Source organism: uncultured Algibacter sp. (assembly GCF_947495925.1).
Lineage (GTDB): Bacteria > Bacteroidota > Bacteroidia > Flavobacteriales > Flavobacteriaceae > Algibacter_E.
The window spans coordinates 115474-141210 of sequence record NZ_CANMAU010000004.1; the positions used below are offsets into that span (position 1 = coordinate 115474).

The 25737-nt window shown below is 33.1% G+C and carries 27 protein-coding genes; 10 read left to right on the top strand and 17 right to left on the bottom strand.

The genetic code is table 11. The features are described from left to right. Window positions 1–136: 136 nt before the first annotated feature. From Q0857_RS09565 to Q0857_RS09585, 5 genes are read right to left on the bottom strand one after another with little or no spacing between them, the layout of a single operon-like run. Window positions 137–622 (bottom strand): DUF192 domain-containing protein, encoded by a 486-nt coding sequence (locus tag Q0857_RS09565; protein ID WP_298534350.1) that lies wholly within the window; start codon window positions 620–622, stop codon window positions 137–139. A 1-nt stretch (window position 623) separates the two neighbouring features. Further along, window positions 624–1553: a prolipoprotein diacylglyceryl transferase gene (lgt, locus tag Q0857_RS09570; protein WP_298534352.1), complete on the bottom strand. Its 930-nt coding sequence runs from the start codon at window positions 1551–1553 to the stop codon at window positions 624–626. Window positions 1554–1570: 17 nt separating this feature from the next. After that, window positions 1571–2743 (bottom strand): peptidylprolyl isomerase, encoded by a 1173-nt coding sequence (locus tag Q0857_RS09575; protein WP_298534355.1) that lies wholly within the window; start codon window positions 2741–2743, stop codon window positions 1571–1573. Then, window positions 2709–3242: a gliding motility-associated peptidyl-prolyl isomerase GldI gene (gene gldI, locus Q0857_RS09580; protein WP_298534357.1), complete on the bottom strand. Its 534-nt coding sequence runs from the start codon at window positions 3240–3242 to the stop codon at window positions 2709–2711. The genes Q0857_RS09575 and gldI overlap by 35 nt, the downstream gene beginning before the upstream one ends. Further along, window positions 3235–4254, bottom strand: coding sequence for a bifunctional oligoribonuclease/PAP phosphatase NrnA (locus tag Q0857_RS09585; RefSeq protein WP_298534359.1), 1020 nt, complete (start codon window positions 4252–4254; stop codon window positions 3235–3237). The genes gldI and Q0857_RS09585 overlap by 8 nt, the downstream gene beginning before the upstream one ends. A gap of 87 nt (window positions 4255–4341) precedes the next feature. On the opposite strand from Q0857_RS09585, the gene Q0857_RS09590 reads away from it, so the two are divergent. After that, entirely contained in the window at window positions 4342–4761 is a 420-nt protein-coding gene (locus tag Q0857_RS09590) for a nucleoside-diphosphate kinase (protein WP_298534361.1), read from the top strand. A 265-nt stretch (window positions 4762–5026) separates the two neighbouring features. On the opposite strand, the gene Q0857_RS09595 is transcribed toward Q0857_RS09590, so the two are convergent. The 4 genes from Q0857_RS09595 to Q0857_RS09610 all read right to left on the bottom strand — a co-directional run bounded on the left by Q0857_RS09595 (window position 5027) and on the right by Q0857_RS09610 (window position 7407). Beyond that, window positions 5027–5218 (bottom strand): cold shock domain-containing protein, encoded by a 192-nt coding sequence (locus tag Q0857_RS09595; RefSeq protein ID WP_067150460.1) that lies wholly within the window; start codon window positions 5216–5218, stop codon window positions 5027–5029. A 98-nt stretch (window positions 5219–5316) separates the two neighbouring features. Then, window positions 5317–5613 carry a DUF721 domain-containing protein gene (locus Q0857_RS09600; RefSeq protein WP_298534363.1) on the bottom strand — a complete coding sequence of 99 codons (297 nt, stop codon included), beginning with the start codon at window positions 5611–5613 and terminating at the stop codon, window positions 5317–5319. 22 nt (window positions 5614–5635) lie between these two features. Next, window positions 5636–6316, bottom strand: coding sequence for a mutarotase (locus Q0857_RS09605; RefSeq protein ID WP_298534365.1), 681 nt, complete (start codon window positions 6314–6316; stop codon window positions 5636–5638). Between the two features lie 11 nt (window positions 6317–6327). Next, a complete protein-coding gene (locus tag Q0857_RS09610; protein ID WP_298534368.1) occupies window positions 6328–7407 on the bottom strand; it encodes a DNA replication/repair protein RecF in 1080 nt (359 codons plus the stop codon). Between the two features lie 137 nt (window positions 7408–7544). Between Q0857_RS09610 and Q0857_RS09615 the strand changes: the two genes are divergently transcribed. The 9 genes from Q0857_RS09615 (at window position 7545) to Q0857_RS09655 (ending at window position 16994) form a co-directional block, all read left to right on the top strand. Further along, complete coding sequence (locus Q0857_RS09615) at window positions 7545–8315, top strand: tetratricopeptide repeat protein (RefSeq protein WP_298534369.1); 771 nt, start codon at window positions 7545–7547, stop codon at window positions 8313–8315. Window positions 8316–8325: 10 nt separating this feature from the next. Then, window positions 8326–8811: a 6,7-dimethyl-8-ribityllumazine synthase gene (ribH, locus tag Q0857_RS09620; RefSeq protein WP_298534371.1), complete on the top strand. Its 486-nt coding sequence runs from the start codon at window positions 8326–8328 to the stop codon at window positions 8809–8811. A gap of 279 nt (window positions 8812–9090) precedes the next feature. After that, a complete protein-coding gene (locus Q0857_RS09625; protein WP_298534374.1) occupies window positions 9091–11631 on the top strand; it encodes a glycoside hydrolase family 2 protein in 2541 nt (846 codons plus the stop codon). Between the two features lie 225 nt (window positions 11632–11856). After that, window positions 11857–12090 (top strand): hypothetical protein, encoded by a 234-nt coding sequence (locus tag Q0857_RS09630; protein WP_298534376.1) that lies wholly within the window; start codon window positions 11857–11859, stop codon window positions 12088–12090. A 19-nt stretch (window positions 12091–12109) separates the two neighbouring features. Further along, on the top strand, window positions 12110–12400 hold the full coding sequence (locus Q0857_RS09635) for a riboflavin synthase subunit beta (RefSeq protein ID WP_298534378.1): 291 nt from the start codon (window positions 12110–12112) through the stop codon (window positions 12398–12400). 3 nt (window positions 12401–12403) lie between these two features. After that, on the top strand, window positions 12404–14254 hold the full coding sequence (gene mutL / locus Q0857_RS09640; protein ID WP_298534380.1) for a DNA mismatch repair endonuclease MutL: 1851 nt from the start codon (window positions 12404–12406) through the stop codon (window positions 14252–14254). Between the two features lie 3 nt (window positions 14255–14257). Then, window positions 14258–15094: a rhomboid family intramembrane serine protease gene (locus Q0857_RS09645; RefSeq protein ID WP_298534382.1), complete on the top strand. Its 837-nt coding sequence runs from the start codon at window positions 14258–14260 to the stop codon at window positions 15092–15094. Beyond that, a complete protein-coding gene (locus tag Q0857_RS09650) occupies window positions 15094–15963 on the top strand; it encodes a rhomboid family intramembrane serine protease (protein WP_298534385.1) in 870 nt (289 codons plus the stop codon). Before Q0857_RS09645 ends, Q0857_RS09650 begins: the two co-directional genes overlap by 1 nt. A 302-nt stretch (window positions 15964–16265) precedes the next feature. Then, window positions 16266–16994, top strand: coding sequence for an endonuclease/exonuclease/phosphatase family protein (locus tag Q0857_RS09655; RefSeq protein WP_298534388.1), 729 nt, complete (start codon window positions 16266–16268; stop codon window positions 16992–16994). A 2-nt stretch (window positions 16995–16996) separates the two neighbouring features. Here the strand turns inward: Q0857_RS09655 and Q0857_RS09660 are convergent, their stop codons facing one another. The 8 genes from Q0857_RS09660 to Q0857_RS09695 form a co-directional block, all read right to left on the bottom strand. Next, a complete protein-coding gene (locus tag Q0857_RS09660; RefSeq protein ID WP_298534391.1) occupies window positions 16997–17305 on the bottom strand; it encodes a DUF6122 family protein in 309 nt (102 codons plus the stop codon). Further along, window positions 17305–17928, bottom strand: coding sequence for a WbqC family protein (locus Q0857_RS09665; RefSeq protein ID WP_298534394.1), 624 nt, complete (start codon window positions 17926–17928; stop codon window positions 17305–17307). The genes Q0857_RS09660 and Q0857_RS09665 overlap by 1 nt, the downstream gene beginning before the upstream one ends. A gap of 55 nt (window positions 17929–17983) precedes the next feature. Continuing rightward, on the bottom strand, window positions 17984–19567 hold the full coding sequence (gene lepB / locus Q0857_RS09670; RefSeq protein ID WP_298534397.1) for a signal peptidase I: 1584 nt from the start codon (window positions 19565–19567) through the stop codon (window positions 17984–17986). A gap of 66 nt (window positions 19568–19633) precedes the next feature. Continuing rightward, window positions 19634–20338: a 4-hydroxy-tetrahydrodipicolinate reductase gene (gene dapB, locus Q0857_RS09675; protein WP_298534400.1), complete on the bottom strand. Its 705-nt coding sequence runs from the start codon at window positions 20336–20338 to the stop codon at window positions 19634–19636. A gap of 30 nt (window positions 20339–20368) precedes the next feature. Then, entirely contained in the window at window positions 20369–20980 is a 612-nt protein-coding gene (locus tag Q0857_RS09680; RefSeq protein ID WP_298535083.1) for a DUF5683 domain-containing protein, read from the bottom strand. Further along, window positions 20970–21884: a ParB/RepB/Spo0J family partition protein gene (locus Q0857_RS09685; protein ID WP_298534403.1), complete on the bottom strand. Its 915-nt coding sequence runs from the start codon at window positions 21882–21884 to the stop codon at window positions 20970–20972. The genes Q0857_RS09680 and Q0857_RS09685 overlap by 11 nt, the downstream gene beginning before the upstream one ends. A gap of 3 nt (window positions 21885–21887) precedes the next feature. Then, on the bottom strand, window positions 21888–22652 hold the full coding sequence (locus Q0857_RS09690) for a ParA family protein (protein WP_298534406.1): 765 nt from the start codon (window positions 22650–22652) through the stop codon (window positions 21888–21890). Window positions 22653–22777: 125 nt separating this feature from the next. Next, on the bottom strand, window positions 22778–25600 hold the full coding sequence (locus tag Q0857_RS09695; RefSeq protein WP_298534408.1) for a pitrilysin family protein: 2823 nt from the start codon (window positions 25598–25600) through the stop codon (window positions 22778–22780). Between the last annotated feature and the right edge of the window lie 137 nt (window positions 25601–25737).

Consider the following 25737-nt stretch of genomic DNA (forward strand, 5'->3'; position numbering starts at 1 on the left):
AAATTAATAGCGCAGGTATACTAGAACTACAGGGAAATAGTTTTTATAAAAATAAGAAAAATCCGAGTATTTGTAAATGAAATCTAAATTATTTTTATGTTAACATAAATAAATTGGGTAATACTTTAATTAGGGGTTAGTTTTTAATGAAACTAATGCTGTCACCTATCTTTAGTGCTAATTGTTCTATTAGCCCTGCATTTATTTCTAGTACATATTGGGCAGGAGAATTTGATGGTAAAGAAGATTCATCAAAAGGTTTAGCGTTTTTTTGAAAGCTAACAATCTTGTTATTCGAATTAATATAAAGGAGATCCAAAGGAATTTTGGTGTTCTTCATGTAAAAGTAGCGTTCTTTTTCGTCCTCAAAAATGAAAAGCATGCCTTGGTTCTTTTCCATGGAATCTCGGTACATTAAGCCTGTTTGAACATCAAAGTCTGAGTCGGAAATTTCGATATCGAAGGAAACTTGACTCGAGTCTGAAGCTTTCTGAATAGTCAATTCTCCTTCTTTAGTAAATGTTACTTTGGTTTGCTGTATGACCTTTTTGTCTTTTTTGCAACCTGTAAGACTAAAAACACCAATAGTTAAAACGAATAGAATATATCGTCCTGAGCACATGTTATTTTACCGCTGTTTTTGGTTTGAAAACAAACATGAAATACAGTCCAATTAAAACAAAAGGAATACTTAGCCATTGCCCTGTGTTTAGGTTGGCCCAATTAATGTATTCCTCTCCTTGTGGCTCTTTTGTGAATTCTATAAAAAATCGTATCGTCCAAAGTAATACCAAAAACAGTCCAAATAAAAATCCTGTTTGATCTCGTTTAGTCGTTTTAGAGTAGAAATACCATAAAATTAAAAACACAAAAATATAGCAAAATGACTCGTAAAGTTGCGATGGATGCCTGTATGGTACAGCTTCTAATAGGTTTTGAAATTGAGAATTATCGGTTACGGCGTTATAGGCTTTTTGCACATCTTTAATTCCTGTACGCTGAACAATTTCGCTTTTGTAATATTGATCTTGAATAAAACGTACACCAAAAGCAGAATCTGTTATTTTTCCAATAATTTCAGAATTAATAAAGTTACCCATTCTAATAAATACGGCACCTGAAGCTACCGGAATTACGACGCGGTCTAGAATCCAAAGCAATGATTTATAGTTGTATTTTTTTCTGTATAAATACATTCCTATTATAATACCAATAGCGGCACCATGACTCGCTAATCCTTGGAATCCAGTAAATTCAAATCCACCTTTAAATCTGAAAGGCAAAAATATACTGAAGAAATCTTCAGAAATTAATTCAGATTGGTAGAACAAAACATGGCCCAAACGAGCACCAAGCATAGTGGCCAAAACGGTGTAAATAAATAAAGGGTCTAAATAGTCGAGCGATATATTTTCTTTGGTGAAAATACGTTTCATAATATACCAACCTAATATAAACGCAATAACCCACATGAGGCTATAAAAATGGAGGGTATAAAAACCTGCAATGTCAATTCCCGGTATTGGATTCCAATCAAATTTTAATAGATTCATAATTCTTGCCTTATAGTTTATTTTAAAAGTTCAATAACTTCAACTTCAAATATAATATTTGTTTTTCCAGGAATACCTCTAGTGCCAGATTCGCCATAAGCTAAGTGGTAGGGAATAAATAACGTGGCTTTATCACCAACATTTAATTGTTGTAAACCTTCTTTAAATCCAGGTATCATTCCTGCGTTAGGTCCAATATCTGCAGTAATAGGCTGGTATCTGTTTGCTGCTTTTCGTTTCTCATTAAGAATACCGAGCTCCTGTGCAATTTCGGCGCTACTGGTCTCAAGAATTTTACCTGTTTCAAAGTAAACCGCATAGTGCGTTAAGACTTGGGCATCAAAAGGAAGTTTTTCTCCGGATCCTTTATGAGAAACGTAAAATTGTAAACCAGATTCTAATGTGGTTGCATTTGCTTTCTGTTGCTCAAATTTTTCCTTAGTGGCTTTTATTATAGTGGCTTTTCTATCAGCGATTTCTTTTTCAATGCGTTCCATTTCAGCAAAATGATTGGTGAAAATTTTATTGGCATCAAATTTTTTGGCAGCCTTACCTTTTCTTATAATATTTAACTCTTCTAAAGTAACTTCATTAATTGGTCTGTTGTTGCCGTCCACTTTTACATTAGAAATTGAATCTTGAATATTTAAACCAATTATAAGTTCTCCAAAAACTGTATGTGCATTATCTAAATGAGGTTTTGGTATTTCGGTAATAAAAAATTGACTTCCGTTACTTTTAGGCCCTGCATTTGCCATTGATAAAATACCTGGCTTGTCATGTTTTAATTCGGGGTTAAATTCATCCATAAACTTATATCCTGGATTACCCGATCCTTTTCCGGTTGGATCCCCTCCCTGAATCATAAAATCATTAATTACACGATGGAATATGGTCCCGTTATAATAAAGTTTGCCCTTGTATTTTTCGCTTACAAGAGTGTTTGTTCCTTCGGCTAAGGATATGAAATTTGCAACGGTTATGGGTGTTTTGGTGTCTTCCAGCTTTGCAACCATAACTCCTTTATTTGTAATAAATTCGGCATAAATGCCATCTTCAAGATCTGGGTATTGCGATTTACAAGAGTTAAGATTTACGCATAAAATGACAAGAAAAATCTTCGTGATATTTTTAAAAAAGTACATGCGTTTATGATTAGTTTGGGGTAATGGAATTAATAGTGACTTCACAGATTAAAGGGGTGTTACTACCTATTCTTTTTTCATCACCGTAATAACCATAAGCTTTTTGAGATGGAAATAGAAAAGTTACTGTTTCTCCTGTTTTCATAAGTTTTAAACCTTCTCTAAGTCCAGTAAATAACTCTTCTTTATCCATGGTATAGTTTTGAGTTTTTAAATCTGCTTTAGAGTAGATAAGTTTCCCATTTAAAGATTTAACATTGTAATTGTAGTTAACGATATCTCCAAAATTAGGGGTAGATAAAGAGTCTATTTCAAGTTTCGTGTTGTAATAGTACCAAAAACCGCTTTCCGATGCCAGATAATTAAGTTTTTGCTTTTTTAGTAGACTTTCGATTGTAGCTTGTTCCTTGGCATTTAACTTTTTATTACGCTCTACAGATTCATCAATAAAAGAACCTGTTTTTACTGATATTGGTTTTCTGGCTTCAGGTGTTTTACAACTGAATACGAGTAAAACCAATAATAATGTGATTAACTTATTCATTGTTTAGGGCTTTGTTATAACTAGGCAATATACTAATAAATTTGTCAACCGTATTACTTAATGATAAGTGACTCCTGCCACCTGCAGCATTTGTATGCCCACCACCATTGAAATGTGCTCTTGACATTTCGTTAACTGAAAAATCACCTTTAGAACGTAAAGATATTTTAATAATGCCTTCTTTTTTATCTTCAATAAATATGGCAGCTAGTACAATACCATCTAGAGATAATGCATAATTTACCACGCCTTCTGTATCTCCTTTTTTATAGTTGTACGTGTTTAGCTCATCCTGCGAGAGGGTAATATATGCTGCTTTAGATTCAGGAATTACGTTTAAGTTAGTTAGGGCGCGTCCTAGGAGTTGTAAACGTTCATAGCTATTTGTGTCATAAACACTATTGTGGATTTGAGTGTTATCGGCTCCTTTTTCAATAAGGTGAGCTATAATTCTATGAGTTGTACTTGTTGTTGATCGGAATCTAAAAGATCCTGTATCAGTCATAATCCCAACGTATAAGCAGGTTGCAATAGTTTGGTCAATACGGTTTACATCACCTAACATATCAATAAAATGATAAATCATTTCACATGTTGAACTCATACTTACATCACTATAGGTGTAGGTGGCATAATCATCAGGCGCTTGGTGATGATCTATCATGATTTTTAGTGCTTTCGATTCTGATAGACTTTTTTCCATGTCACCTGTTCTATGGAATGCATTAAAATCTAAAGTAAATAAGATATCTGCACCTTCAATGATATCCTGGCATATCTTTGTTTGAGAATCATATTTTAAAATGGCATCATTTCCTGGAATCCATTTTAAAAAAGAAGGGTAATCATTCGGTACTAAAACATTCACTTGATGCCCACCTTTCAAAAGGTAATGATATAAACCGAGAGTCGATCCTATGGCATCACCATCCGGGTTTTTATGAGGTACTATAACAATTTTTTTTGTGGTAGATAAAAGCTGTTTTATGCTTGTAATGTCTTGCTTATTCATAGGTAGCGAAGATACAATTTTTTAAAATTGATAACCTTGTTTTTAAATGGAAATAGATTACTTTTGCAGGCAAATAAAACAATAAGAATGGCAACAAATAGAACATTTACAATGCTTAAACCAGATGCTGTTGAGAAAGGACACATTGGGGCAATATTAGAGAAAATTTCAGCTTCAGGGTTTAGAATTGTAGCTATGAAATTAACACAGATGACTAAAACTGATGCGGAAGCTTTTTATGCTATACATAATGAACGTCCGTTTTTTCCTGAATTAGTTGAATATATGACACGCGGACCAATTGTGGCAGCAATTTTAGAAAAAGAAAATGCGGTTGAAGATTTTAGAACTTTAATTGGTGCAACAAATCCTGCGGATGCTGCAGAAGGAACAATTAGAAAAATGTATGCAGATTCTATTAGTGAAAATGCGGTTCATGGTAGTGATAGTGATGACAATGCTGCTATTGAGGGTGTTTTCCATTTTTCAGGTAGAGAGCAGTTTTAAAAAAAAAAGAGTAAAAAAATAAAGCCTGTAATTAAAGTTACGGGCTTTTTGATATAATTTACTTACTTGTTTTAATGGCTTCCTTAACTATAGCTCATTTTTTGAGATAATTGTAATTATTCGCGCATTTTTAGTATGGTATTTACCAGTGTAATCGGTAAATATTTCCACATCTAATTAAATTCTTTTTTTATGTGTTACACATAAAAAAAAGCCTATCAAATAAATGATAGGCTTTAACTTGTAATAGTTAAATAGTATATATTTAGACTACTTTTACGTTTACGGCGTTTAATCCTTTTCTACCTTCTTGTAGATCGAATTCTACAACATCACCTTCACGAATTTCATCGATAAGTCCAGAAATGTGTACGAAATGTTCTTTGTTGTTGTCTTCTTCAACGATGAAACCAAATCCTTTAGAATCGTTGAAAAATTTTACGGTACCTTTACTCATTGTATTTGTATTATAAAAAATTAAAAGCCAAAGGTAGTGTAAAAAATTATACTAAATTGGTTTTTGTGATTTTTTTTACAATTATGATGATTGCTTAATTATCTTAAAATCAGTTTTTTAATAATTTCTTTGCCTAATTCCTCATTAAGCATGTTAATTATTTTATGTTTACCGTAGCCTAGTTCTTCCCTTAGTACGCTAGAACTCAATTGGATATAAAGCGTTTCACGTTCTAGGTTTACCGATGTTGTATAGTTATTAACACCGTTACCCATAAGTTTAGCCCAAGCCTCAGCAACATTAACTTTATCTAAACCTTTTTCTAATTTATTGGTTTCAACAAATTCCTTTAATGCATCACTAATGCTAATATGTTCGTTATTACGTTTTGCCATTTTAATTGTTTTCTAGGAGCATTTAAAGGTGAAATTCAAATAAATTTTTAACATGCTCTTTTTTTTGATACCAATCGTTATAAACTAGTTCGAGGCTTTTTACCTTAAATGAACCAAAATCATAATATCTATAATCTTCAAGTGCCTTTAAGAGGTCTGCTCTTTTTTCGAGTTTTTCTTTAAATCGAAAAACGGTCGAGTGGGCTGTTTGAATAGCATATCGTTTATCTAAACTTTGCTCCAAGGTAGTGTTTTTAAAATTTTTCCTCAAGTTATTTCTTATGGTTTTCAATGCTTGATTAAGAGGAAAACCTTGTGTCATTATGCATGAAGGTGATGCGGTGATGCCTTTAAATTTAATCTCTAATTTTGAGCTATTTGTAATACTATTGTTAATAGTCTCTATGTATTCAGATATATTCGCTTTCTCTAATGCAAAACAGTTATAACACGATATAATTGACATAACGGTGATATGAATACCTGTATTGCTATAATAATATTGGTTTGGCTCGATGATTTTAAGTTTATTCAAAAACTGTTGAATTTCATTTTTAACTTCCAAGGGAGGTCTAATTATTAAAGTGATGCCAAACCTTTGGTCATTTTTGGAATCTATTAAATCATCAATTTGGTAATCATTATTTAAGATTTTTTGACGAGAGGTTTTATACAGGTTTTTATAATGAGATTCAAGATTCATTGATAAAGTGTTTACAATTTAAAAATCTCATAAGATTGATGTACCTGCTTTACGGCATTTTCGGTACGCTCCCCATGTGTGTCACTAATAAACAACTGTCCAAAGTTTTCATCATCTACCAATTTAATAATTTGGGCAACACGTTGTTCATCTAACTTGTCAAAAATATCATCAAGCAATAAAATAGGGTTTACACCGCTCTGTGCTTTAATAAAATCAAACTGGGCTAGTTTCAAAGCTATTAAAAAAGATTTTTGCTGTCCTTGGCTACCAAATTTTTTAATAGGATGTGATTCAATATTAAAACTCAAATCGTCTTTATGAATCCCAACACTGGTGTATTGAAGAGCTTTGTCTTTATTGATAGTGGCTCTTAAAAGCGTATCTAAATTATCTTCAAATAAATCACTTTCATAAACTAAACTAACAACTTCGTTAGCATTGCTTATAGCTTTATATCTCGACTTAAATATGGGTATAAATTCTTTTAAAAAAGTATCTCTTTTTTCAAAAATCAATGCTCCATATTCAGCTAGTTGATTGTTGTAGACGTCCAGAGTATCTTGGTTAAATGTATGGTTTAATGCAAAATATTTTAGAAGGGCGTTGCGCTGAGCAAGTATTTTGTTGTAGTTAATTAAATATGTTAAATAGCTTTTGTCGCTCTGCGATATCACGCTGTCAATAAACTTTCTACGTGTGTTGCTTCCTTCGGTAATTAAATCTCTATCTGCAGGAGAGATTATTACTAAAGGTAAAAAGCCAATGTGTTCACTAAATTTCTCATAGGCTTTGCCATTGCGTTTTATAACTTTTTTTTGCCCACGTTTTAAGCTAATTGCAACTTTTTCGGTTTTTTCTTCTTTATTATATTCACCATTAATTACAAAAAAATCCGCATTATGTTTTATGTTTTGTGTAGCTACGGGATTAAAATAACTTTTACCAAAAGACAAATGATAAATAGCGTCAAGTACATTTGTTTTTCCTATACCATTATTGCCTACAATACAATTAATTTTCTCATTGAAAATGAATGATTTACTGTCGAAGTTTTTATAGTTAAGTAAAGAAAGTGATTTTAAAATCATACAAAAAGCAACTTTGGGTGCAATAAGATGCGTAAACGCCTAAAAGAAGTGCAAATTATTGAAAAATATCAAATAAATACCCTTTTAGTTATGAAGAAAAATTATATTTTTGCGCCACAATAATTTAGAACGAATACATGGCAACTTATAATAAAAGAGGTTACAAACCAAAAACGAAAGTAGAGAAAGAACAGAATATTGAGGAAGGATCAACTACTGCTGAAGTTTTCAATACGCTTGATGAAACGGCTTCAAAAACTGAAGATTTTGTAGCTAAAAATCAGAAGTACATTTTTATTATTATTGGTATAGTTGCTGTTGTGGTTTTAGGTTCTTTAGGGTATAAAGAGTTTATTTCTCAGCCAAAACAAACTGCGGCAATGAATGATATGTTTCAAGCGCAGAAATATTTTGACCAAGCAGTTACGGGTACAGCAAAAGACTCTCTATATACGTTAGCTTTAAACGGAGGTGAGGGTAAATTTGGAATGCTTGATATTATTGAGGAATATAATGGAACGCCTTCAGCAAATTTAGCGAGCTACTATGCGGGAACTGCATATTTGAGATTGAAAGATTACAAAAATGCTGTGGAGTACTTGAGTAATTTTAAGAGTGAGGATGAAATATTAGCGCCTTTGGCTAAAGGGAATATTGGTGATGCCTTTGTGCAGTTAAACCAAACAGAGGATGCTTTAGGGTATTACGAAGAAGCTGCTGAAATGCGTGATAATGAATATACAACACCTATGTACTTGTTTAAAGCAGGTTCTATCGCTTTAGATTTGGGTCAGGCTGATAAGGCTCTGGCTTACTTTAAAAGAATAAAGGATGATTATTCTGATTCTACTGAAGCATCAAAAGTAGATGTGTTTATTGGAAAAGCACAGGTGTTGGCAAATAAATAAATGGCTAAATATGGCTACGGCAAACAAGAATTTATCCGATTACGATAAAACAACAATCCCAGACGCGAGCAAATTTCGTTTTGGGATTGTTGTTTCTGAGTGGAATGATAATATTACAGAAGGCTTATATAAAGGGGCTTATGATGCTTTAATCGAAAATGGAGTAATACCGAGTAATATTGTTCGCTGGGATGTGCCAGGAAGTTTTGAATTGATTTACGGTTGTAAAAAAATGCAAGAACAAATGGTTAATGCTGTTATAGCTATTGGTAGCGTGATTCAAGGAGAAACCAAGCATTTTGATTTTGTTTGTGAGGGTGTTACACAAGGTATTAAGGATCTAAATGTAATGCGTGAAACGCCCGTTATTTTTTGTGTGCTAACAGATAATAATATGGAACAGGGGCTTGAGCGTTCTGGTGGTAAACATGGTAATAAGGGTACTGAAGCCGCAATAGCTGCTATAAAAATGGCAGAATTAAGAAGAAATAGTTAATTCTTTAAAACTATTTCATTTTTGCAGATGTAACTTGCATCTATTCTTTTAAGTTGAAATCTTCAACGATGTAATTGGTGTTGTGGCACTTTACAAGAATATTTTTTTATTTTTTATCTCATTTTTCTCAAGACTGTACTTTGGTTTGGGCGATTTTTTGTGCCCTATTTTGTAACGGGTCACGTGATGTTTTTTTAAATGAAAATGTTCTGAAAAATTATTAATTATTTTATATATAAATGTTATATTTACATATAAAATAAATTAACAAAATATAAAATGAAAAATATACTGATCGAATTTAGAAAAACCTTGATGGTTTTATTGGTACTGTTTTTTGGGGTGATGAGTTTTGGGCAGCCAAATACAATGATTTCTCATAAAGATAATAGTCAGTTAGTTAATGATTTAAGTGGGGTCAAGTGGACTATGAAAATGATGTTGCCAGGTGAGGGTGTTAAGATGGGTTTACCTCAATTACCACCTGAAGATATTGAAACACTAGTTTGGAACTACGCTAAAGTCCCAGGTGATGTGTATACCGATTTATGGAAGGCTGGCGTAATTGATGATCCATATTTTGGTAGAAATAGTGTTAAAGCACAATGGGTGCAGCAATATGAATGGTGGTATTCAAAACAGTTTCATGTAAGTGAATCTGTAGATAACAAAGTTGTTAAAATCGTGTTTGAAGGTGTAGACTACGCTTGTGATGTTTGGTTGAATGGATATTTTTTGGGTAGACATGAAGGTGCTTTTTCTGGTTTCTCTTTTGATGTGACTGAGTATTTACGCATATCCTCGAAACGTCTAGAAAGTACCAATATGTTGATGATTAAATTAGACCCTCCACCTCGTGTAAATGCTTTGGTTGCTGGAAAAAAAACACCTTGGTTTGGGGATTATTGGAGAGATTTAGTGCCATTTGGGATTTTCAGACCTGTCAAAATGGTGTCATCGGGAAAAGTGCTTTTTGAAGATGCTTATGCTAATACTTCAATAAATAAAGATGGTTCTGCTGATGTTAAGTTGGAGCTGACCGTTGAGAATACAGAGGTCCAAAATAAAAACATGAATTTTATTGCAACTGTAGAGGGCAAGAATTTTTCTTCAGACCTAAAAACAGTAAAGTTTTCGGCAGTTGTAAAGCCAGGAATTCATAAAATCGAACATAATATTCATATTAATAAACCCAAATTATGGTGGCCTTGGGATATGGGGAAACCTAATTTATATGAAGCTCGAATTTCTTTAAAAGAAGGAGATGTCAATCATGATTTTAAGGAAATTACTTTTGGTATTCGAGAAGTGACTTCCAAATGGAATCCTGGGTTTAAAAAGGACGTGGATGTTAGTTTTCCTAGGTCTACATATATTAATGGAAAATTTCATTTTATTCGTTCCGCTTGCTGGGGAGGTCCACCAGATATTTTTGTGGGTCGTACATCTTTAGACGAATATAAAAAACTCATTGAACTTGCAAAAGGGGCTAATATGAATAATATAAGAATATTTGGTTGGCATCCTCCGGAAATTCCTGAGTTTTATCAGTACTGCGATGAAATGGGTATTACCGTTTGGCAAGATATTATACCATTAGGTACTGGTAATATTCCAAGTGATGAAGATCAATTAGTCGATATTTTTAACGAAGGTGTAAAAGTTATAAAAGAACGTAGAAACCACCCGTCTTTAATTATGATGGAAGGTGGAGAGGAAATGTTATTAAGAACACGGGATGCTAAATTTGGTAGAGAATTTCTTGAAAGATTAGGAGATTCACTACAAGCTTATGCAAACTTACCTTATGTTCCAGATTCCCCATTAACTTGCGAAGTGTCTAAAGAAGCTGGTTTTAAGCCTAAGGAGGCAGTGCATGCGCTGCGTTATTTTTATGATATGGGGAGTTTTTTACATGAAGATTGGCTTAAAACTCTTGAATTCCCCATAGTTCCGGAGTTTGCCATCACATCAGTGCCATCTGTAGAAAGTTTGAAAAAATTTATTCCTAATGATGAAATTTGGCCTCCAGGATTGAGTTGGGGGCACCATTGGGCAGATTTAACACGTTTAAAAATGCAGAACTGGGATGTTTTTGGAGATGAAAAAATTGGGTCGTTAGAAGAATTTGTAAATGCTTCTCAGGATACGCAAGGTATTATATTTCAGAATGGAATTGAATACTTTAGGAGACAAAAGCCTAATTTAAGTGGTATCGCTTTATGCCACTTTATCACATATTGGCCCGATATGAAATGGGGTATTGTTGATAATTATCAGGAAACAAAACGGTCTTACGATTTCGTTAAAAAAGCGTATCAGCCATTGTTAATTAATATTGCTTTTAATAAGCGTAGATGGTCTAAAAATGAGCCTTTTAAATGTGAGTTATGGGTGGTTAATGACTTGTTTGAAAATTATAAAAAATGTAAGGCAACAATAATTCTTAAGAATGAGCTTGGTAAGCAATTAAAATCTGAGACTTTTGATATTGGAGATGTTAAGGCTAACAGTGCAAAAAAGTTTGAAGATATTTCTGCTGATGTTTTAAGTGAAGTAGATAAACAGATATTTGTGGAATTGGAATTGAAGGATTCTAAAGGAAATGTATTATCAAGTAATGATTATTTCTTTTTAATTGGGGATCAAAAAGAGGCCACACAAAAGTTTATTCAAATGAGAGATGCGCGTAGGGTTTTGGAAACGAAATATGGTTATGGTAACTATTACCGATTTTTTAATGATGTAACAGGAGAAGAGGGACAGAATTACCAAAGTGAAACTGAAACACCCAGAGCAAGCGGTTTTGAGAAAAAATAGTTTATCCTGCCAGAGATAGCATATTATATCCGGTAGAGAAGATTATTTAAGATTTCTAATTTTTAACAACTTAATTGATTAATCTTTCGTTTGGATTATTCAATTAGGTTGTTTTGTTGTTTCTAAGTATCAAGAGTCTATGGCTTTTGTTAACAATTTTTAGCATTCCTGACCTCAGTTTCTCTAGTTTTTTAAGTATTTTTGAAGGATAAGCAGCACTAGATTTTGTTTCAACAACGCAAACATAAAACGTTCAATTATCAGCCCCGATTTTCTAAAGAGAATAAAGTAGATTCTAGCTTAAATAAGGATTCTAAAAGTAAGGAGTTTATTTCAAAATGGAGAAAGCGTGCTGGTTCTAAACCTAAAACAAGAGGCGCTATGCGTATGCGAACCTTAATTTTGTTTTTGGTATTATTATTGATTTGTATGTATTTATTAGAAAGAAAATACATGTAATCCAAAAAACTTAGAAATCATGGGACTTTTAAAAACGCGTAAAAACAAAAAATTTAGTTACACACCTCGTTATTATGACAATAAGGGGACAGAAGGTAGTCCTTTTGAAATAAAACATAAGTTTGATGAATTTCGTAAGACTGTTGGTGCTAATAAAGGTTTAAAAGGAAGATTTAATGATGCTTTAGATGATTTTAAAAATAATCCTGATGATCAAGCAAACAGACGAATCCTTATTATTGTAGCCGTTCTTGTTTTGGTATTTTTGTTTATCATTGATTTTGATTTATCTATTTTCTTTTCTAAATAATATATGGCAGACATCATACAGCTTTTACCAGATCACGTTGCAAATCAAATTGCCGCCGGAGAAGTTGTACAGCGTCCAGCTTCAGTAGTTAAAGAACTTCTTGAAAATGCTATTGACGCCGGAGCAGGTTCTATTAAACTTATTATTAAAGATGCCGGAAAAACACTTGTTCAAGTTATAGATAACGGTAAAGGGATGAGCCATACGGATGCCAGATTGAGTTTTGAGCGTCATGCTACTTCAAAAATTAGAAATGCCGAAGATTTATTTCAATTAAATACGAAAGGGTTTAGGGGAGAGGCCTTGGCTAGTATTGCTGCTATTGCCCATGTTGAATTGAAAACCAAACAAGATGTTGATGATGTTGGTAATGCACTAATTATTGAAGGAAGTAACGTGGTTTCGCAAGAAGTTGTGGTTACGCCTTCGGGGACCTCTGTAGCGGTAAAAAATCTTTTTTTTAATATTCCTGCTAGACGTAATTTTTTAAAGTCAGATGCGGTTGAGTTACGTCACGTCATTGATGAATTTCATCGCGTGGCTTTAGCGCACCCTATCATTGCCTTTGCATTGTATAATAATGGCAGCGAATCGTTTAATTTACCAATTAGTAATTACCGTCAGCGTATTGTAAATATTTTTGGAAATAAAACTAATGAGAAGTTAGTACCTGTTGAAGAAGATACTGAGGTTCTAAAAATTTCTGGATTTGTTGGAAAACCTGAATTTGCTAAGCGCACTCGGGGTGAACAGTATTTTTTTGTGAATAATAGATTCATAAAAAGTCCGTATTTAAACCATGCTATTGGTTCAGCTTTTGAAGGACTTCTTAAAAGTGGTACGCATGCCAGTTATTTTTTGAATTTAACGGTAGATCCGCAAACTATAGATATTAATATTCATCCAACTAAAACAGAAATTAAGTTTGATGATGAACATACGCTTTATGCTATTTTGCGTTCGGCTGTAAAACATAGCCTAGGGCAGTTTAATATTGCACCCGTATTAGATTTTGATCGTGATCCTAATCTTGATACGCCTTATAGCTATAAAGCTGAAGGAACAAGTGCGCCCAAAGTTGAGGTGGATAGTAGTTTTAATCCGTTTCAAGAAGAAACTAAATCTAAGGCTAGGGCAGTTGCTTATAAAAAAGAGCCAACCTCTAGTTGGGAGAGTTTATATGTTGGTTTGGAATCTAAAGGCAACGAAACACAACAAGACTTTAGTAGCATTGAGTTTGAAACTGAAGAGCATACAGCTTCAATTTTTGATGAAGAGCACCCGGTAGAACAATCGAATACCACATATCAATTACACAATAAATATATAGTAAGTACTATTAAATCGGGTATGTTAGTCATAGATCAATATAGGGCACATCAACGTGTTTTATATGAAGATTTTCTTAAGAACCTAACCGTTAAAGAAGCGGCAAGCCAGCAATTACTGTTTCCGCTTCAATTGCATTTTTCAACTCAAGATATTGAAATTATAAACCAATTGAAAGCAGATTTGGAACATACGGGATTTGTGTTTTCAAAGGTAATGGAAGAGACAATAGATATTACAGGGGTGCCAGTTGGTGTTCCTGAAAGTGAAGTGTCTATAATATTAGAGCAGTTAATAAGTGATGTTGAAAATGAAGTTCCTGATAGTCATTTTAGTGCTTCTGATTTATTAGCCAAATCGATGGCTAAAAGTTTAGCAATCAAAACAGGAACAGTTTTAAAAAAAGATGAACAAGAGCATTTGGTGAACAAGTTATTTGCTTGTAAAGAACCCAATGTGTCTCCTACTAATAGGACAACATTTATTACGATGAGTGTTGATGAATTAGATAAAAAATTTATTTAGATTATGATGAGGATTTCAGAAACCGTGAAGCATTTAATTATCATTAACGTGATTATGTTTATTGGGACTCAGGCCGTTGGAGAAGAGCTTTTTTTCGATTGGTTTGCCATGCATTTTCCAAAAAATGATGCTTTTCAACCTTGGCAGATCATTACGCACATGTTTATGCATGGCGGTGCGATGCATATTTTATTCAATATGTTTGCCCTTTGGATGTTTGGTACACCAGTAGAACAAGTATTGGGCTCAAAACGATTTCTATTTATATATATATCTGCTGGTTTAGGGGCTGTGGCTTTGCAAGTCGCATATTATTATTATGATTATTATCCATTGATTAATAATATCTCTGGGTTGGGATATTCATCAAATATAATCAGTGATATTGTGAATCTTAATATTGTTGACTATGCTCCCAATGGGGATGGATATTTTAGTAAAGAAATTTTTCAAAATAAGCTCTTTACATTGCTAAATGAAAACAATTTTAACCCCAATCAATTGACTCAACTATCTTTTGATAGTTTATTTCAAATGAATGTTGTTTCAACTAACAGTACTATGGTTGGTGCTTCAGGTTGTATCATGGGAATTATGGCAGCCTTTGGCATGATGAATCCAAATGCAGAACTTATGTTGATATTTTTGCCCATACCTATAAAAGCGAAATACTTTATTCCAGGTATTATCATTTTAGATTTAATCTCTGGATTAACTGGGCAATCTTTCTTTAGCCCTAGTAATACAGCATACATGGCTCACGTAGGTGGTGCCGTAACAGGTTTTTTTATAATGTGGTACTGGAAAAAGAACCAGTTTAACAAAAATCGTTGGTATTAATGACTACTCTTACTCAAGATATAAAAGAGAAGTTTTCTAATCTTAATGTATTGGAAAAAATTATTGCATTTAATGCGGTGGTTTTTATTTTGTCTCTTGTCATTAAACCTTATTTAGGCTGGATGACCTTGCCTAGTGATGTGGTAGATTTTATTTTAAAACCATGGAGTATTATTACCTATGCTTTTTTGCATTATGATGCTATGCATATTCTTTTTAATATGTTGTGGTTGTATTTTTTGGGACGTATGTTTTTAAACTTATTTAGTCCTAAAATGGCACTTAATATTTATTTTTTAGGAGCCATATCAGGAGGTATATTGTTTATGCTGTGTTATACCATATTTCCTAGTGTGTTTCAAGCTAATTCTAGATTGTTGGGAGCATCTGCAGCAGTTAGAGCACTTTTAATATTCCTATGTGCTTATATGCCCAATCAAGACATTCGATTTTTTACGTTTAATTTGAAACTCTGGTACTTAGGTGCGGCTATTGTTGTTTTCGATGTTTTAGGTGTTTTCGCTGGAATAAGTAATCCGGAAACTGGGAATGCTGGTGGTAACTTAGCTCATATTGGCGGAGCTCTATTAGGATATTTTTATGCTAAACAACTTTCTAAAGGGCTAGACATTGGTAAAGGCTTTGAACGATATATGGACGGCATTGTTAACTTTTTTAAAAGTTCGAAAAAAAGGCCTTTAAAAACAGTTCATAAAAACAAAAGTAAGGTAGGTGGATATACTAAAGCTGATTTTAATGAGTTTAACAACCAAAAGAAAATAGATGTTATACTTGATAAAATTAGTAAAAGCGGCTATGATAGTTTAACTTCAGAAGAAAAGGAATTCTTATTTAGAGCGGGCAAGTAAAAGCTATGAAAAATTTGAGCTTTATAAATAAAATCATTTATTTAATAAATGGCATTGTTGCCGTTTTGCTACTCTTATCGTTTGTTCTGCCGTTTTTGCCCCCTAAAACCTTTTCGATATTAGCCGTCGTTAATTTGGGTGTATCTTTTTTAATTATCCTGAATGTTTTATTTTTTATTTATTGGGTTATTCGATTGAAAAAACAGCTTATATTGTCGTTAGTTGTGTTGTGCTTGGGCTATTTTTCTTTTGGTTCACTGTATAAATTTTCGTCGTCAAAAAAGGTCGAGAACCCGGAGAATATGAGAGTTATGAATTATAATGTGAGACTCTTTAATCTGTATGAATGGATTCCTGAAAAAGGTATTGAAACTAAAATTATTGATTTTATAAAATTAGAATCCCCAGAGGTCTTAAGTCTTCAAGAATATCACCCTCATGAGAATATTGACATGTCTTTTTTTAAGTATAAATTTGAAAAGTTATCAGGAAGAAACATGCAGTATGGACAGGCTATTTTTTCTCAATTTCCTATCGTGAATTCAGGATCTATTGAATTTCCTGATACAGCAAATAATGCAATTTATGCTGATGTGGTTAAGGGAAACGACACAATTCGTATATATAATATTCATTTGGAATCATTGCGTATCGATACTAAGGTAGAAAATCTTAAAAAAGAAGATTCAGAACGGTTATTAAACAGAGTGAGTTCAGCTTTTAAAATGCAACAGTTACAGGCAGAATTATTTTTAAGGCATAAAAAGAATTGCAAATACAAAATGGTAATTTGTGGTGATTTTAATAATACGGCCTTTTCTTATGTTTATAGAATAATTAAAAGCGACTTAAATGATACTTTTAAGGAAGCTGGAAATGGATTTGGACGTAGTTACGAATTTAAATTTTTTCCTGTACGTATCGATTTTATTTTAGCCGACGATGCCTTTAGTGTAAATGGGTTTAAAAGTTATAACGAGCATTACTCAGATCATTATCCAATTATGACTACGCTTAGCTTAGATAAATAATATTACATAAACGAGCAATCAACTATATCGGCAATAAAGTGTATAACTAATCCGAGCCCAATTAATCGCGTTTTTTTTGGAATTAAAAGAAGTATGTAAACTATTAGGGCGTAGTAGGTGTGAAAGGGATGGAAATTGATGCTACATCTGTTAGGATCAAAAATAGGATTTGCTAATAGGTGGTCTAAGTCAATAAGCATGCCTGCAAACATAATTAGAAAAGCTAATTTCCATTTTGACTTATACCAAACTAAGGCAACCACAAGAGGTATTAAGACATGGCATCCGTAATGTGTAAAGGTTTGAAGCATTAAATTAAAGATAATGATTGAGACTCTAAATAATTCAAGCTATTTGGACCTTCATTAAAAAGCAAATCTAAAATGCTCAAGTTTGGAATAAAGCCATGTTTGTCGCCAAAAACTTGAGTGTATGTATCAAAGGGTAAAAGTGATTCTTTTTTAGCGTTTACCAAGAACCTATAATCTATTTCTGTATTTGTAGTTTTCTGATAAGATGTTGTTTTGGAAGAATTAGTTTCTAATTGTAAACAGTCAAAAATCACCTCTAAACACTTAAAATTATAATCTAAAATAAAGTTAGCTTTTGTATTAAAAAGAGGTTGTAATTCGTCTTCATAGTATTCGAAAAAAGGAGATGTTCTATATGCTGAAAGTAATGATTTCCAATGATTTACTTGCCAATTATCATCATTAAAAATAGTAACATCTTTATATTTTTGACGATTTTTTTGTGAATGAATAACGGGAATGTTTAGGCCTAGTTTTCCATTCGCCCCATAAATATAACATCTGTTTCTATAGGTTTGCTTCAAAAAATTGTCGTCGGTTTCAAAAACAATTTTCTTGGCTTGTGCCATAGCTACAAAGCTAGCAATACTAGGGAAATATGTAGGATGTAATAGAACGTTCATCAAAGCTTTCTTGTCATTCCAGTAAAATCATAACCCCATTATTTATAAAAGCAAATTAAGCTTTCGTTTTTTTATGGGCTTTCCATTTGTTAAAACCTATCCAACCAAAAAGTAAAACTAAAAAAGGAATAAAGAAAGATGTTGCTTTACCTTCTCCGCTTACCGTTGTAAAGAAGCGTTCCCATCTTGGATTTTTAAGGCCATCCCAACTCATCCAAATAAACACTGGCTTACCTACAACGTGGTCAAATGGTACAAAGCCCCATGCCCGAGCATCAATAGAATTATGGCGGTTATCACCCATCATCCAGTAGTAATTTTGTTTAAACGTATATGAGTTAGAAACTTCACCATTAATTAATATTTGATTGCCTTTTACTTGAAGAGTATTGCCTTCATATTCAGTAATAACACGTTTGTATAATGGTAAATTTTCAATGGTAATATCAATAGTTTTATCTTTTTCAGGAATATATAGTGGTCCAAAAAAGTCAACATTCCAATTATAATTGGGGTCGTGCGGGAAAATGCCTGGGTCTCTAACCCCTTTTTCTTGTATGTTTTTGGTTATACTTACTACATTGGGGTTGTTTTTGAATTTTTCTCTAGCTTCATCTGAAATTGCAGAAAAGTAGTAGGTGTTTTGATTATTTATTATTCCAAAACCATCTGTAATATCGTAGCGTTCTTTAATAAACGCAGGGTTAAACCTGTTTGTTCTAGGCTGAACGTGGTAACTAAATTGTAAATGCGCTCTATCGGGCAATTCGTTTTTCTTACCGTTTACATAAACATAACCATCTCTAACTTCTAAAGTGTCTCCAGCTATTCCTACACAACGTTTTACTAGGTTTGTTTTTTTATCAATGGGCTTGTAATAGTTTCTATCGGGTCTGAAATCATTCATATCCAATAAGGTGTCTGCAGGTTGATTAAACACCACAATATCATTACGTTCTATATCTTCAAATCCTGGAAAACGCAGATAAGGAAGTTGTAACTTATTTTTCCAAGATGATTTCCGTTCTGAAAAGTCATCGTCAAACATATAAGATTTAGCACCAAGTTTAGGAATAGTATCATGTACCATCGGTGCGGCAACAGTCGTCATGGGTACTCTGGCGCCATAATGAAATTTGCTTACAAACAGGAAATCTCCAACCAATAATGATTTTTCTAAGGATGAAGAAGGGATTGTAAATGGCTGAATAAAATAAGTGTGTACAATAGTGGCTGCAACAATAGCAAATAGAATAGAACTTACCCAGTCTCCAGTTCCAGATTTAGGCTGTAAACTTCTATTTTCAACGTAGTTTACATCAGCTACATAATTTAAATAATAATTATAAAAACCTAAGCTAAGTATGGTTAGCGCTGTATCAAGTGTTTGATTTTTACCAAAGCTTCTAGTGGTTTCAACCCATATTACAGGAAACATAATTAAGTTTACAATAGGCAAAAACAATAGGATAACCCACCATATAGGCCTGTTGATAATTTTCATTAGTACCACTCCATTGTAAATAGGTACAAAGGCTTCCCAAGCTTGTCTACCAGCTTTAATATATAATTTCCAAGTGCCTAAGCCATGAATCACTTGAATAATCAAGATGAAAATAAACCACTGCGTTAATGTCATAATCTAGTACTTTTAATTTTTTGTTAGTAGAACTTTGTTACTCTTATGTTACAAATTTAATAGGTGTTAACCAATATTTAACACGTCGTTCATGGTGAAAACACCTGTTTTTCCCACAATCCATTCGGCAGCAACTACAGCGCCAAGAGCAAACCCTTGTCTGTTATGTGCAATGTGCTCTATTGTAATGGTGTCAACTTCACTTGAATAATCAACAGTATGTGTACCAGGAACATCTTCAATCCTTTTTGCAATAATTGGAATTGTAGTCTCATTACCTTCATCTAATTTCCAAGAGTCAAAACTCTCATGTTGTGCAATAATATCATTTGCTAATGAAATGGCAGTGCCACTCGGTGCATCGAGTTTTTGAGTGTGATGAATTTCTTCCATTGAAACATGATATTGCTTCAAGGCACTCATCATTTTAGCTAAGGTTTTATTTAATTCAAAAAAGATGTTTACGCCTAAACTGTAATTAGAGGCATAAATAAATGCGCCCTTCTTTTCTTTACAAAGTGCTACAGCTTCGTCATATCGATCTAGCCATCCCGTTGTGCCCGAAATAACAGGGACATTATGGTTTATACATTTAGAAATATTATTAAACGCCACTGAAGGAATGCTAAAATCAATGGCAACATCTGCTATTGTAATGTCATAATCCGTATCATCTTTGTCAACGGTTAAAACCACATTATGCCCGCGTTTAATAGCAATCTGTTCTATCGTTTTTCCCATTTTTCCGTATCCTAGTAAGGCTATATTCATATATATTTTTTATTAAGACCCAATTACGGGTTAAAATTTAAAATTTAAGGTTAATCCAAGGTTGCTAGAAGCATCAAATTCGTTAAATTCATAATGTGGCGCTAAAGATAGGTTTTCATCAACATTAAACTGCATTAAATGTGCGTCAACATTAGCATCAATTATATTCAAGGCATACAGACCGATGGTGACAAGCAGGGCCACTTGTTTGTTTCGTCTGTAAAATTCTTGCCCACGTATTAAGCCATCTGTAGTAACCCTAGGATTTGTTAGTTTGCCATTTGAATCAAAATAAAACTCGTCATTTGTAAAACCAGCAAGTCTACTTTTGTAGGCATCTCTGTATCTATTATACTCTTTGTCGTTTTTTACGTAAAAATAAATACCTGTACCAATGGCACCCCAAACTATGGGGATTTTCCAGTATTTTTTATTGTAAGCTTGACCTAAACCTGGCAAAAGTGCAGAGTAGAATGCTGCCTTCGCAGGTCTTAGAGGATCAATAGCTTCTTTAACTTCTGAAATGGAGTCTACGGCAATGATATTGGGAATTTCTTCTTTTTTTTTGTTATCCTCTTGAGCAAATAAAGAAAAGAAACACCAAAATGTGAGAATACATGTTAAGAGATGTTTATTTAGAATCACCTTGAACTAATTTTTTAATACGATTAAAATCTTCTTCTGAATGAAACGGGATGGTGATTTTTCCTTTCCCATTTTTAGAGACTTTAACGTCAATTTTGTGTCCAAAGTATTCTGAAAATGCCGTAATGCCTTTTTTAACAAATTTTGGAATTCCTTCGTTTTCCACTTCATTAGAGGTAGCACTCTTATTTTTTGAAGTATTATAATCTCGAACAAATCCCTCAGTTTCTCTTACCGACAATTTATTTGATAATATTTTTTCGTAGATATCAAGTTGAATAGATTGATCTTCAATAGTAATTAAAGCACGACCATGACCCATAGAAATAAAACCATCTCGCATGCCTGTTTGAATAATAGGATCTAATTTTAATAAACGCAAATAATTGGCTATAGTTGATCGTTTTTTTCCAACACGCTCACTCATTTGTTCTTGAGTCAAATTAATTTCATTAATTAAGCGTTGGTACGACAAGGCAATTTCAATAGGATCTAAATCTTGACGTTGAATGTTCTCAACTAAAGCCATTTCTAACGATTCTTGATCATTAGCTATGCGCACATAAGCTGGAATGGTTTCTAAACCTAGAAGTTTGGAGGCTCTAAATCTGCGTTCTCCAGAAACAAGTTGAAATTTGTTTAGATCTAATTTTCTAACCGTAATAGGTTGTATAATACCTAATTCCTTTATTGAAGACGCCAATTCTCGCAGCGACTCTTCGCTAAAGCTAGTTCGCGGTTGAAAAGGATTAACTTCAACGAAATCAAGATCTAGTTCAACAATATTACCAATAACTTTATCTGCATTTTTATCTTGTACGGACTGAATATCGTTACTAGGATCATTTAACAATGCTGATAAACCTCTTCCTAAAGCCTGTTTTTTAGTTGCCTTAGCCATAATTTAGGAGTTTTTATTGATAACTTCTTTTGCCAAACTTAAGTAATTGTTAGCACCTTTACTACTTGCGTCATAGTTAATTATACTTTCACCGTAGCTAGGAGCTTCGCTTAATCTAACATTACGTTGAATTATGGTTTTAAAAACCATATCATTAAAATGTTTTTGTACTTCTTCTACAACTTGATTTGATAAGCGTAAACGTGAATCGTACATGGTTAAAAGTAGACCTTCAATATCCAAATCAGGGTTATGTATTTTTTGAACACTTTTTATAGTGTTTAATAATTTACCCAAGCCTTCAAGAGCAAAGTACTCGCATTGAATTGGTATAATAACCGCATCTGAAGCCGTAAGAGCATTAAGCGTTAGTAAACCTAAAGATGGTGCACAATCAATTAAAATATAATCGTAATCATCTTTAATGTTCTTTAGTGCTTTTTTTAGCATATACTCTCGGGCCTCTTTATCAACCAATTCTATTTCAATAGCAACTAAATCAATATGTGCCGGAATAATGTCCAGATTTGGCGTTTCAGTCTTTACAATGGCATCTTTTGCAATATTAGAATGCTCCAAAAGTTGGTAAGTGCCTATTTCAACAGATTCAACATCAATTCCAATTCCAGAAGTTGCATTTGCTTGAGGATCAGCATCTATAAGTAAAACTTTTTTTTCCAGAACACCTAGTGATGCTGCTAAGTTTATGGATGTTGTTGTTTTTCCAACCCCACCTTTTTGATTAGCAATCGCAATGATTTTCCCCATGAATTGATTCGGTTTTATTCCCGCCAAAAATACGATTTATTATTAGGAATAAAAACCGAATTTGTTAACAAAGACTAAGATGAAAAAAAGTCGCTCAAATAGGTTGTCTTTATCGATTTCCTTTTTTATTCCTCAGGATTATGAATACATAAAATATAGTCGTTAGAGAGGTATGCTTTGGCAACTTTTTGAATATCGTCTTTGGTTAGTGCATTAATGTCTTCTTCATAATCAAAAACTCTTGAAAGATCTTTGTCATTATAGTCGGCATTTCTAAGTAGATTTAACCAAAATTTATTCTCCTTAAGTTGTTGTTTTCTTTTTAAAATTTGTGCTTCTTTGATTTTAGCTAAATCTTTATCTGTTGGGCCATTTTTTATTATCGTTTCCACTTCATTAATGGCATTCATTTTTAGTTTCTCAACATTTTCAGGACCACATGGAAAACTGATACTAAAATTAAACCAGCCGTAAGGTATTTTTTGAATTCTACCTTGAGCACCAACGCCATATACGCCACTCTCTTCTTCTCTTAGTTTTTCTACAAGCTTTATGCTTAATATTTCTCCTAGACTTCTAAAAGCATGAGCTTCGTGTTCATCAAAAGAGGTTTCGCCTTGATAAATAATGCGCACAATACTCTTAGGATCTTCGCCTTTTTCAACAATTTTGGTATGTTTTCCTGTAATTGGTCTATAATCTGGAATATTGTAAGTCTCCTTTTTTCCTTTGGAAGGTAAACTTGCTAAATATTTTTCACAATACTCAATCAGTTTGGTTTCGTCAATATTTCCTACAAAATAAAAATGAAAATCACCAGCGTCTGCAAAACGTTCTCTATATTTTTCATACGCTAAGTTGTAATCAGCCTTATCTAAATCTTCAGGCGTTGGAAATCCAGCATATCTTGGGTTATCAGTATTCAAAAATTTACCCATTTCGTTTTGAAAGTAGTACTGCGGATTCGCAAGGACATTACTAAAAATGGCTTTTTGTTTATTGATAAAGGAATTAAAGGCTTTTTCATCCTTATTTAAGGAAGTAAAATATAAATGCGTTAACTGAAATAATTCTTCAAAGTTTTTTGGAGAGGCAGAACCCGAAAAATTTTCGCTATAATTTCCAATATTAGGTGATACCGAAACTATTTTTCCCGAAAGCATTTTACCAAGTGTTATTTTATCAAAATTATTTACACCAGCTTCAGTTAAACCCCTGTTTGCGTAGGCCGTTGCTAAATAATCTTCTGTAGAATATAATGATGTGCCTCCGTAACTAAAGGCTTTGAATAAGATTTCATCGTTTTTAAAATCAGTTTTTTTAAAGGTTACTTTTGCGCCATTACTTAATGTTAATTCTGTAGTGCCTAAGTTTTTATTGGCTGATTTACTTGTAATGCTACCAATTTTAGGCAGTGTTGTAATTAGAGAACTTGCTATTTCTTTATCGTTATAAGGTTCTAGGGTGATGCTATTCATGGACCTTAAAAGTTCAGTAACTTCGGTTTCCGTAACTTTAGTAACACCTTCTTTTTCAGGCCCTGTGATTACAATTACTCGATTTTCATCTTTTAAATAGTTGGCAATAATGTTATTTACACTGGCCAACGTAATGTTGGGCAAGTGTTTTTTATGAAAATTATATTCCCATTCTATTCCGGGTATGGGCTCGTTGCTTAAAAAATGTCTAACGTATTCACCAACCACTCTGTTCGATTGTGTTTTGTCCTTGTCTTTTTCGGCTTTTTCAAGTCTAGCTAAAATATTGGCTTTTGCTCGGTTAAATTCACCTTCATAAAAGCCATACTGTCGAACCCGTTCATTTTCTTCAAGTAAAGTTTTTAAACCATTTAATTGGCCAGTTTCACTTGTCATTGCAAAAGATTGATATGCAGCTTTTGTTTTTGCCCAAGTGTTTCCATGAAAGCTTGCTCCATAAACAAATGGCGGATTTTCACTATTTCTTAATTCATCTAATCGATTATTTATCATTTGCGTAAACAACGATTTGGTCATCATGTCCATGTAATCAGAAAGTGTTTCTTTCTTTTGAACGTTGCTATCATCTTTAAACAAAACCTGAACTCTTGAGAAAGGAGCTTCTTTATCTGATTCAATGGCTATAAAAGTCTCTTTGTGGTTGGGTACATAAAAAGCCTCTCTTAATCGTGGGTTTATGGGGATGGGAATATGTTCAAAGTGAGATTTTATTTTTTCTTCCAGAGTGTTTTCATCTATATCTCCAACAGCAACTACGGCCATTAAATCTGGTCTATACCAATCTTTATAAAATCGTTTTAAGGTTGCGTAATCAAAATTTTCTAATATACTTTTAGTTCCAATAGGTAAGCGAGAGGCATATTTAGAGCCGTATAAGACTTTGGGTAAGTAGTTTTGAAGCATGCGTTCATCTGCGCCTTTACCAAGCCTGTATTCTTCCAAAACTACGCCACGTTCTTTATCAATTTCTTCAGGGTCCAGCAAAGCATTATGAGCCCAATCTTCAATAATTTGAAAACCTTTATCTAATTTTTCAGGATCATCACTAGGTATGGGTAAAATATAGACCGTCTCGTCAAAGCTCGTGTATGCATTTAAATCGGCGCCAAATTTCACACCTATGCTTTGCAGGTAATCAATCAACTCATTCTTCTTGAAATGTTTTGTGCCGTTAAAGTTCATGTGTTCCATAAAATGGGCTAAGCCCAATTGGTCTTCATCTTCTAAAATAGAGCCAACGTTTACAACTAATCTTAATTCTACTTTATCCTTAGGCTTTTCATTATTTCTTATGTAGTAGGTCAAACCATTACTTAGTTTTCCAATTTTAACATTTGGGGCTATTGGTATTTTTGCTGATAAATCAATTTGGTTCGTATTATTTTGCGCCAATAATTGATTTGTAATCGTTAAAATAAAACTTACAATGATGGTTATTGCTGTTTTCATAGAGGTTGATTTTTTGATTAATGATGTATTTGTAGATAAAATCTGAATAAAGTTACACTTCTTTTTGATACGTACTTTTGAAATTAACATTTATTAACTTTAAACTCGTTGTAAGCTTGGAAAGAAGAAGCGTGTCA

What these genes read in the sequence shown, in the direction of transcription:
- Q0857_RS09610 (WP_298534368.1), bottom strand. Translation starts at nt 7,407, where the DNA reads ATGATTTTAAAATCACTTTCTTTACTTAACTATAAAAACTTCGACAGT.
- ribH (WP_298534371.1), top strand. Translation starts at nt 8,326, where the DNA reads ATGGCTACGGCAAACAAGAATTTATCCGATTACGATAAAACAACAATC.
- Q0857_RS09635 (WP_298534378.1), top strand. Translation starts at nt 12,110, where the DNA reads ATGGGACTTTTAAAAACGCGTAAAAACAAAAAATTTAGTTACACACCT.
- lepB (WP_298534397.1), bottom strand. Translation starts at nt 19,567, where the DNA reads ATGACATTAACGCAGTGGTTTATTTTCATCTTGATTATTCAAGTGATT.
- Q0857_RS09615 (WP_298534369.1), top strand. Translation starts at nt 7,545, where the DNA reads ATGGCAACTTATAATAAAAGAGGTTACAAACCAAAAACGAAAGTAGAG.
- gldI (WP_298534357.1), bottom strand. Translation starts at nt 3,242, where the DNA reads ATGAATAAGTTAATCACATTATTATTGGTTTTACTCGTATTCAGTTGT.
- Q0857_RS09600 (WP_298534363.1), bottom strand. Translation starts at nt 5,613, where the DNA reads ATGGCAAAACGTAATAACGAACATATTAGCATTAGTGATGCATTAAAG.
- Q0857_RS09685 (WP_298534403.1), bottom strand. Translation starts at nt 21,884, where the DNA reads ATGGCTAAGGCAACTAAAAAACAGGCTTTAGGAAGAGGTTTATCAGCA.
- dapB (WP_298534400.1), bottom strand. Translation starts at nt 20,338, where the DNA reads ATGAATATAGCCTTACTAGGATACGGAAAAATGGGAAAAACGATAGAA.
- mutL (WP_298534380.1), top strand. Translation starts at nt 12,404, where the DNA reads ATGGCAGACATCATACAGCTTTTACCAGATCACGTTGCAAATCAAATT.
- Q0857_RS09650 (WP_298534385.1), top strand. Translation starts at nt 15,094, where the DNA reads ATGACTACTCTTACTCAAGATATAAAAGAGAAGTTTTCTAATCTTAAT.
- Q0857_RS09660 (WP_298534391.1), bottom strand. Translation starts at nt 17,305, where the DNA reads ATGCTTCAAACCTTTACACATTACGGATGCCATGTCTTAATACCTCTT.
- Q0857_RS09690 (WP_298534406.1), bottom strand. Translation starts at nt 22,652, where the DNA reads ATGGGGAAAATCATTGCGATTGCTAATCAAAAAGGTGGGGTTGGAAAA.
- Q0857_RS09595 (WP_067150460.1), bottom strand. Translation starts at nt 5,218, where the DNA reads ATGAGTAAAGGTACCGTAAAATTTTTCAACGATTCTAAAGGATTTGGT.
- Q0857_RS09605 (WP_298534365.1), bottom strand. Translation starts at nt 6,316, where the DNA reads ATGAATCTTGAATCTCATTATAAAAACCTGTATAAAACCTCTCGTCAA.
- lgt (WP_298534352.1), bottom strand. Translation starts at nt 1,553, where the DNA reads ATGAATCTATTAAAATTTGATTGGAATCCAATACCGGGAATTGACATT.
- Q0857_RS09585 (WP_298534359.1), bottom strand. Translation starts at nt 4,254, where the DNA reads ATGAATAAGCAAGACATTACAAGCATAAAACAGCTTTTATCTACCACA.
- Q0857_RS09590 (WP_298534361.1), top strand. Translation starts at nt 4,342, where the DNA reads ATGGCAACAAATAGAACATTTACAATGCTTAAACCAGATGCTGTTGAG.
- Q0857_RS09565 (WP_298534350.1), bottom strand. Translation starts at nt 622, where the DNA reads ATGTGCTCAGGACGATATATTCTATTCGTTTTAACTATTGGTGTTTTT.
- Q0857_RS09695 (WP_298534408.1), bottom strand. Translation starts at nt 25,600, where the DNA reads ATGAAAACAGCAATAACCATCATTGTAAGTTTTATTTTAACGATTACA.
- Q0857_RS09655 (WP_298534388.1), top strand. Translation starts at nt 16,266, where the DNA reads ATGAGAGTTATGAATTATAATGTGAGACTCTTTAATCTGTATGAATGG.
- Q0857_RS09645 (WP_298534382.1), top strand. Translation starts at nt 14,258, where the DNA reads ATGATGAGGATTTCAGAAACCGTGAAGCATTTAATTATCATTAACGTG.
- Q0857_RS09665 (WP_298534394.1), bottom strand. Translation starts at nt 17,928, where the DNA reads ATGAACGTTCTATTACATCCTACATATTTCCCTAGTATTGCTAGCTTT.
- Q0857_RS09625 (WP_298534374.1), top strand. Translation starts at nt 9,091, where the DNA reads ATGAAAAATATACTGATCGAATTTAGAAAAACCTTGATGGTTTTATTG.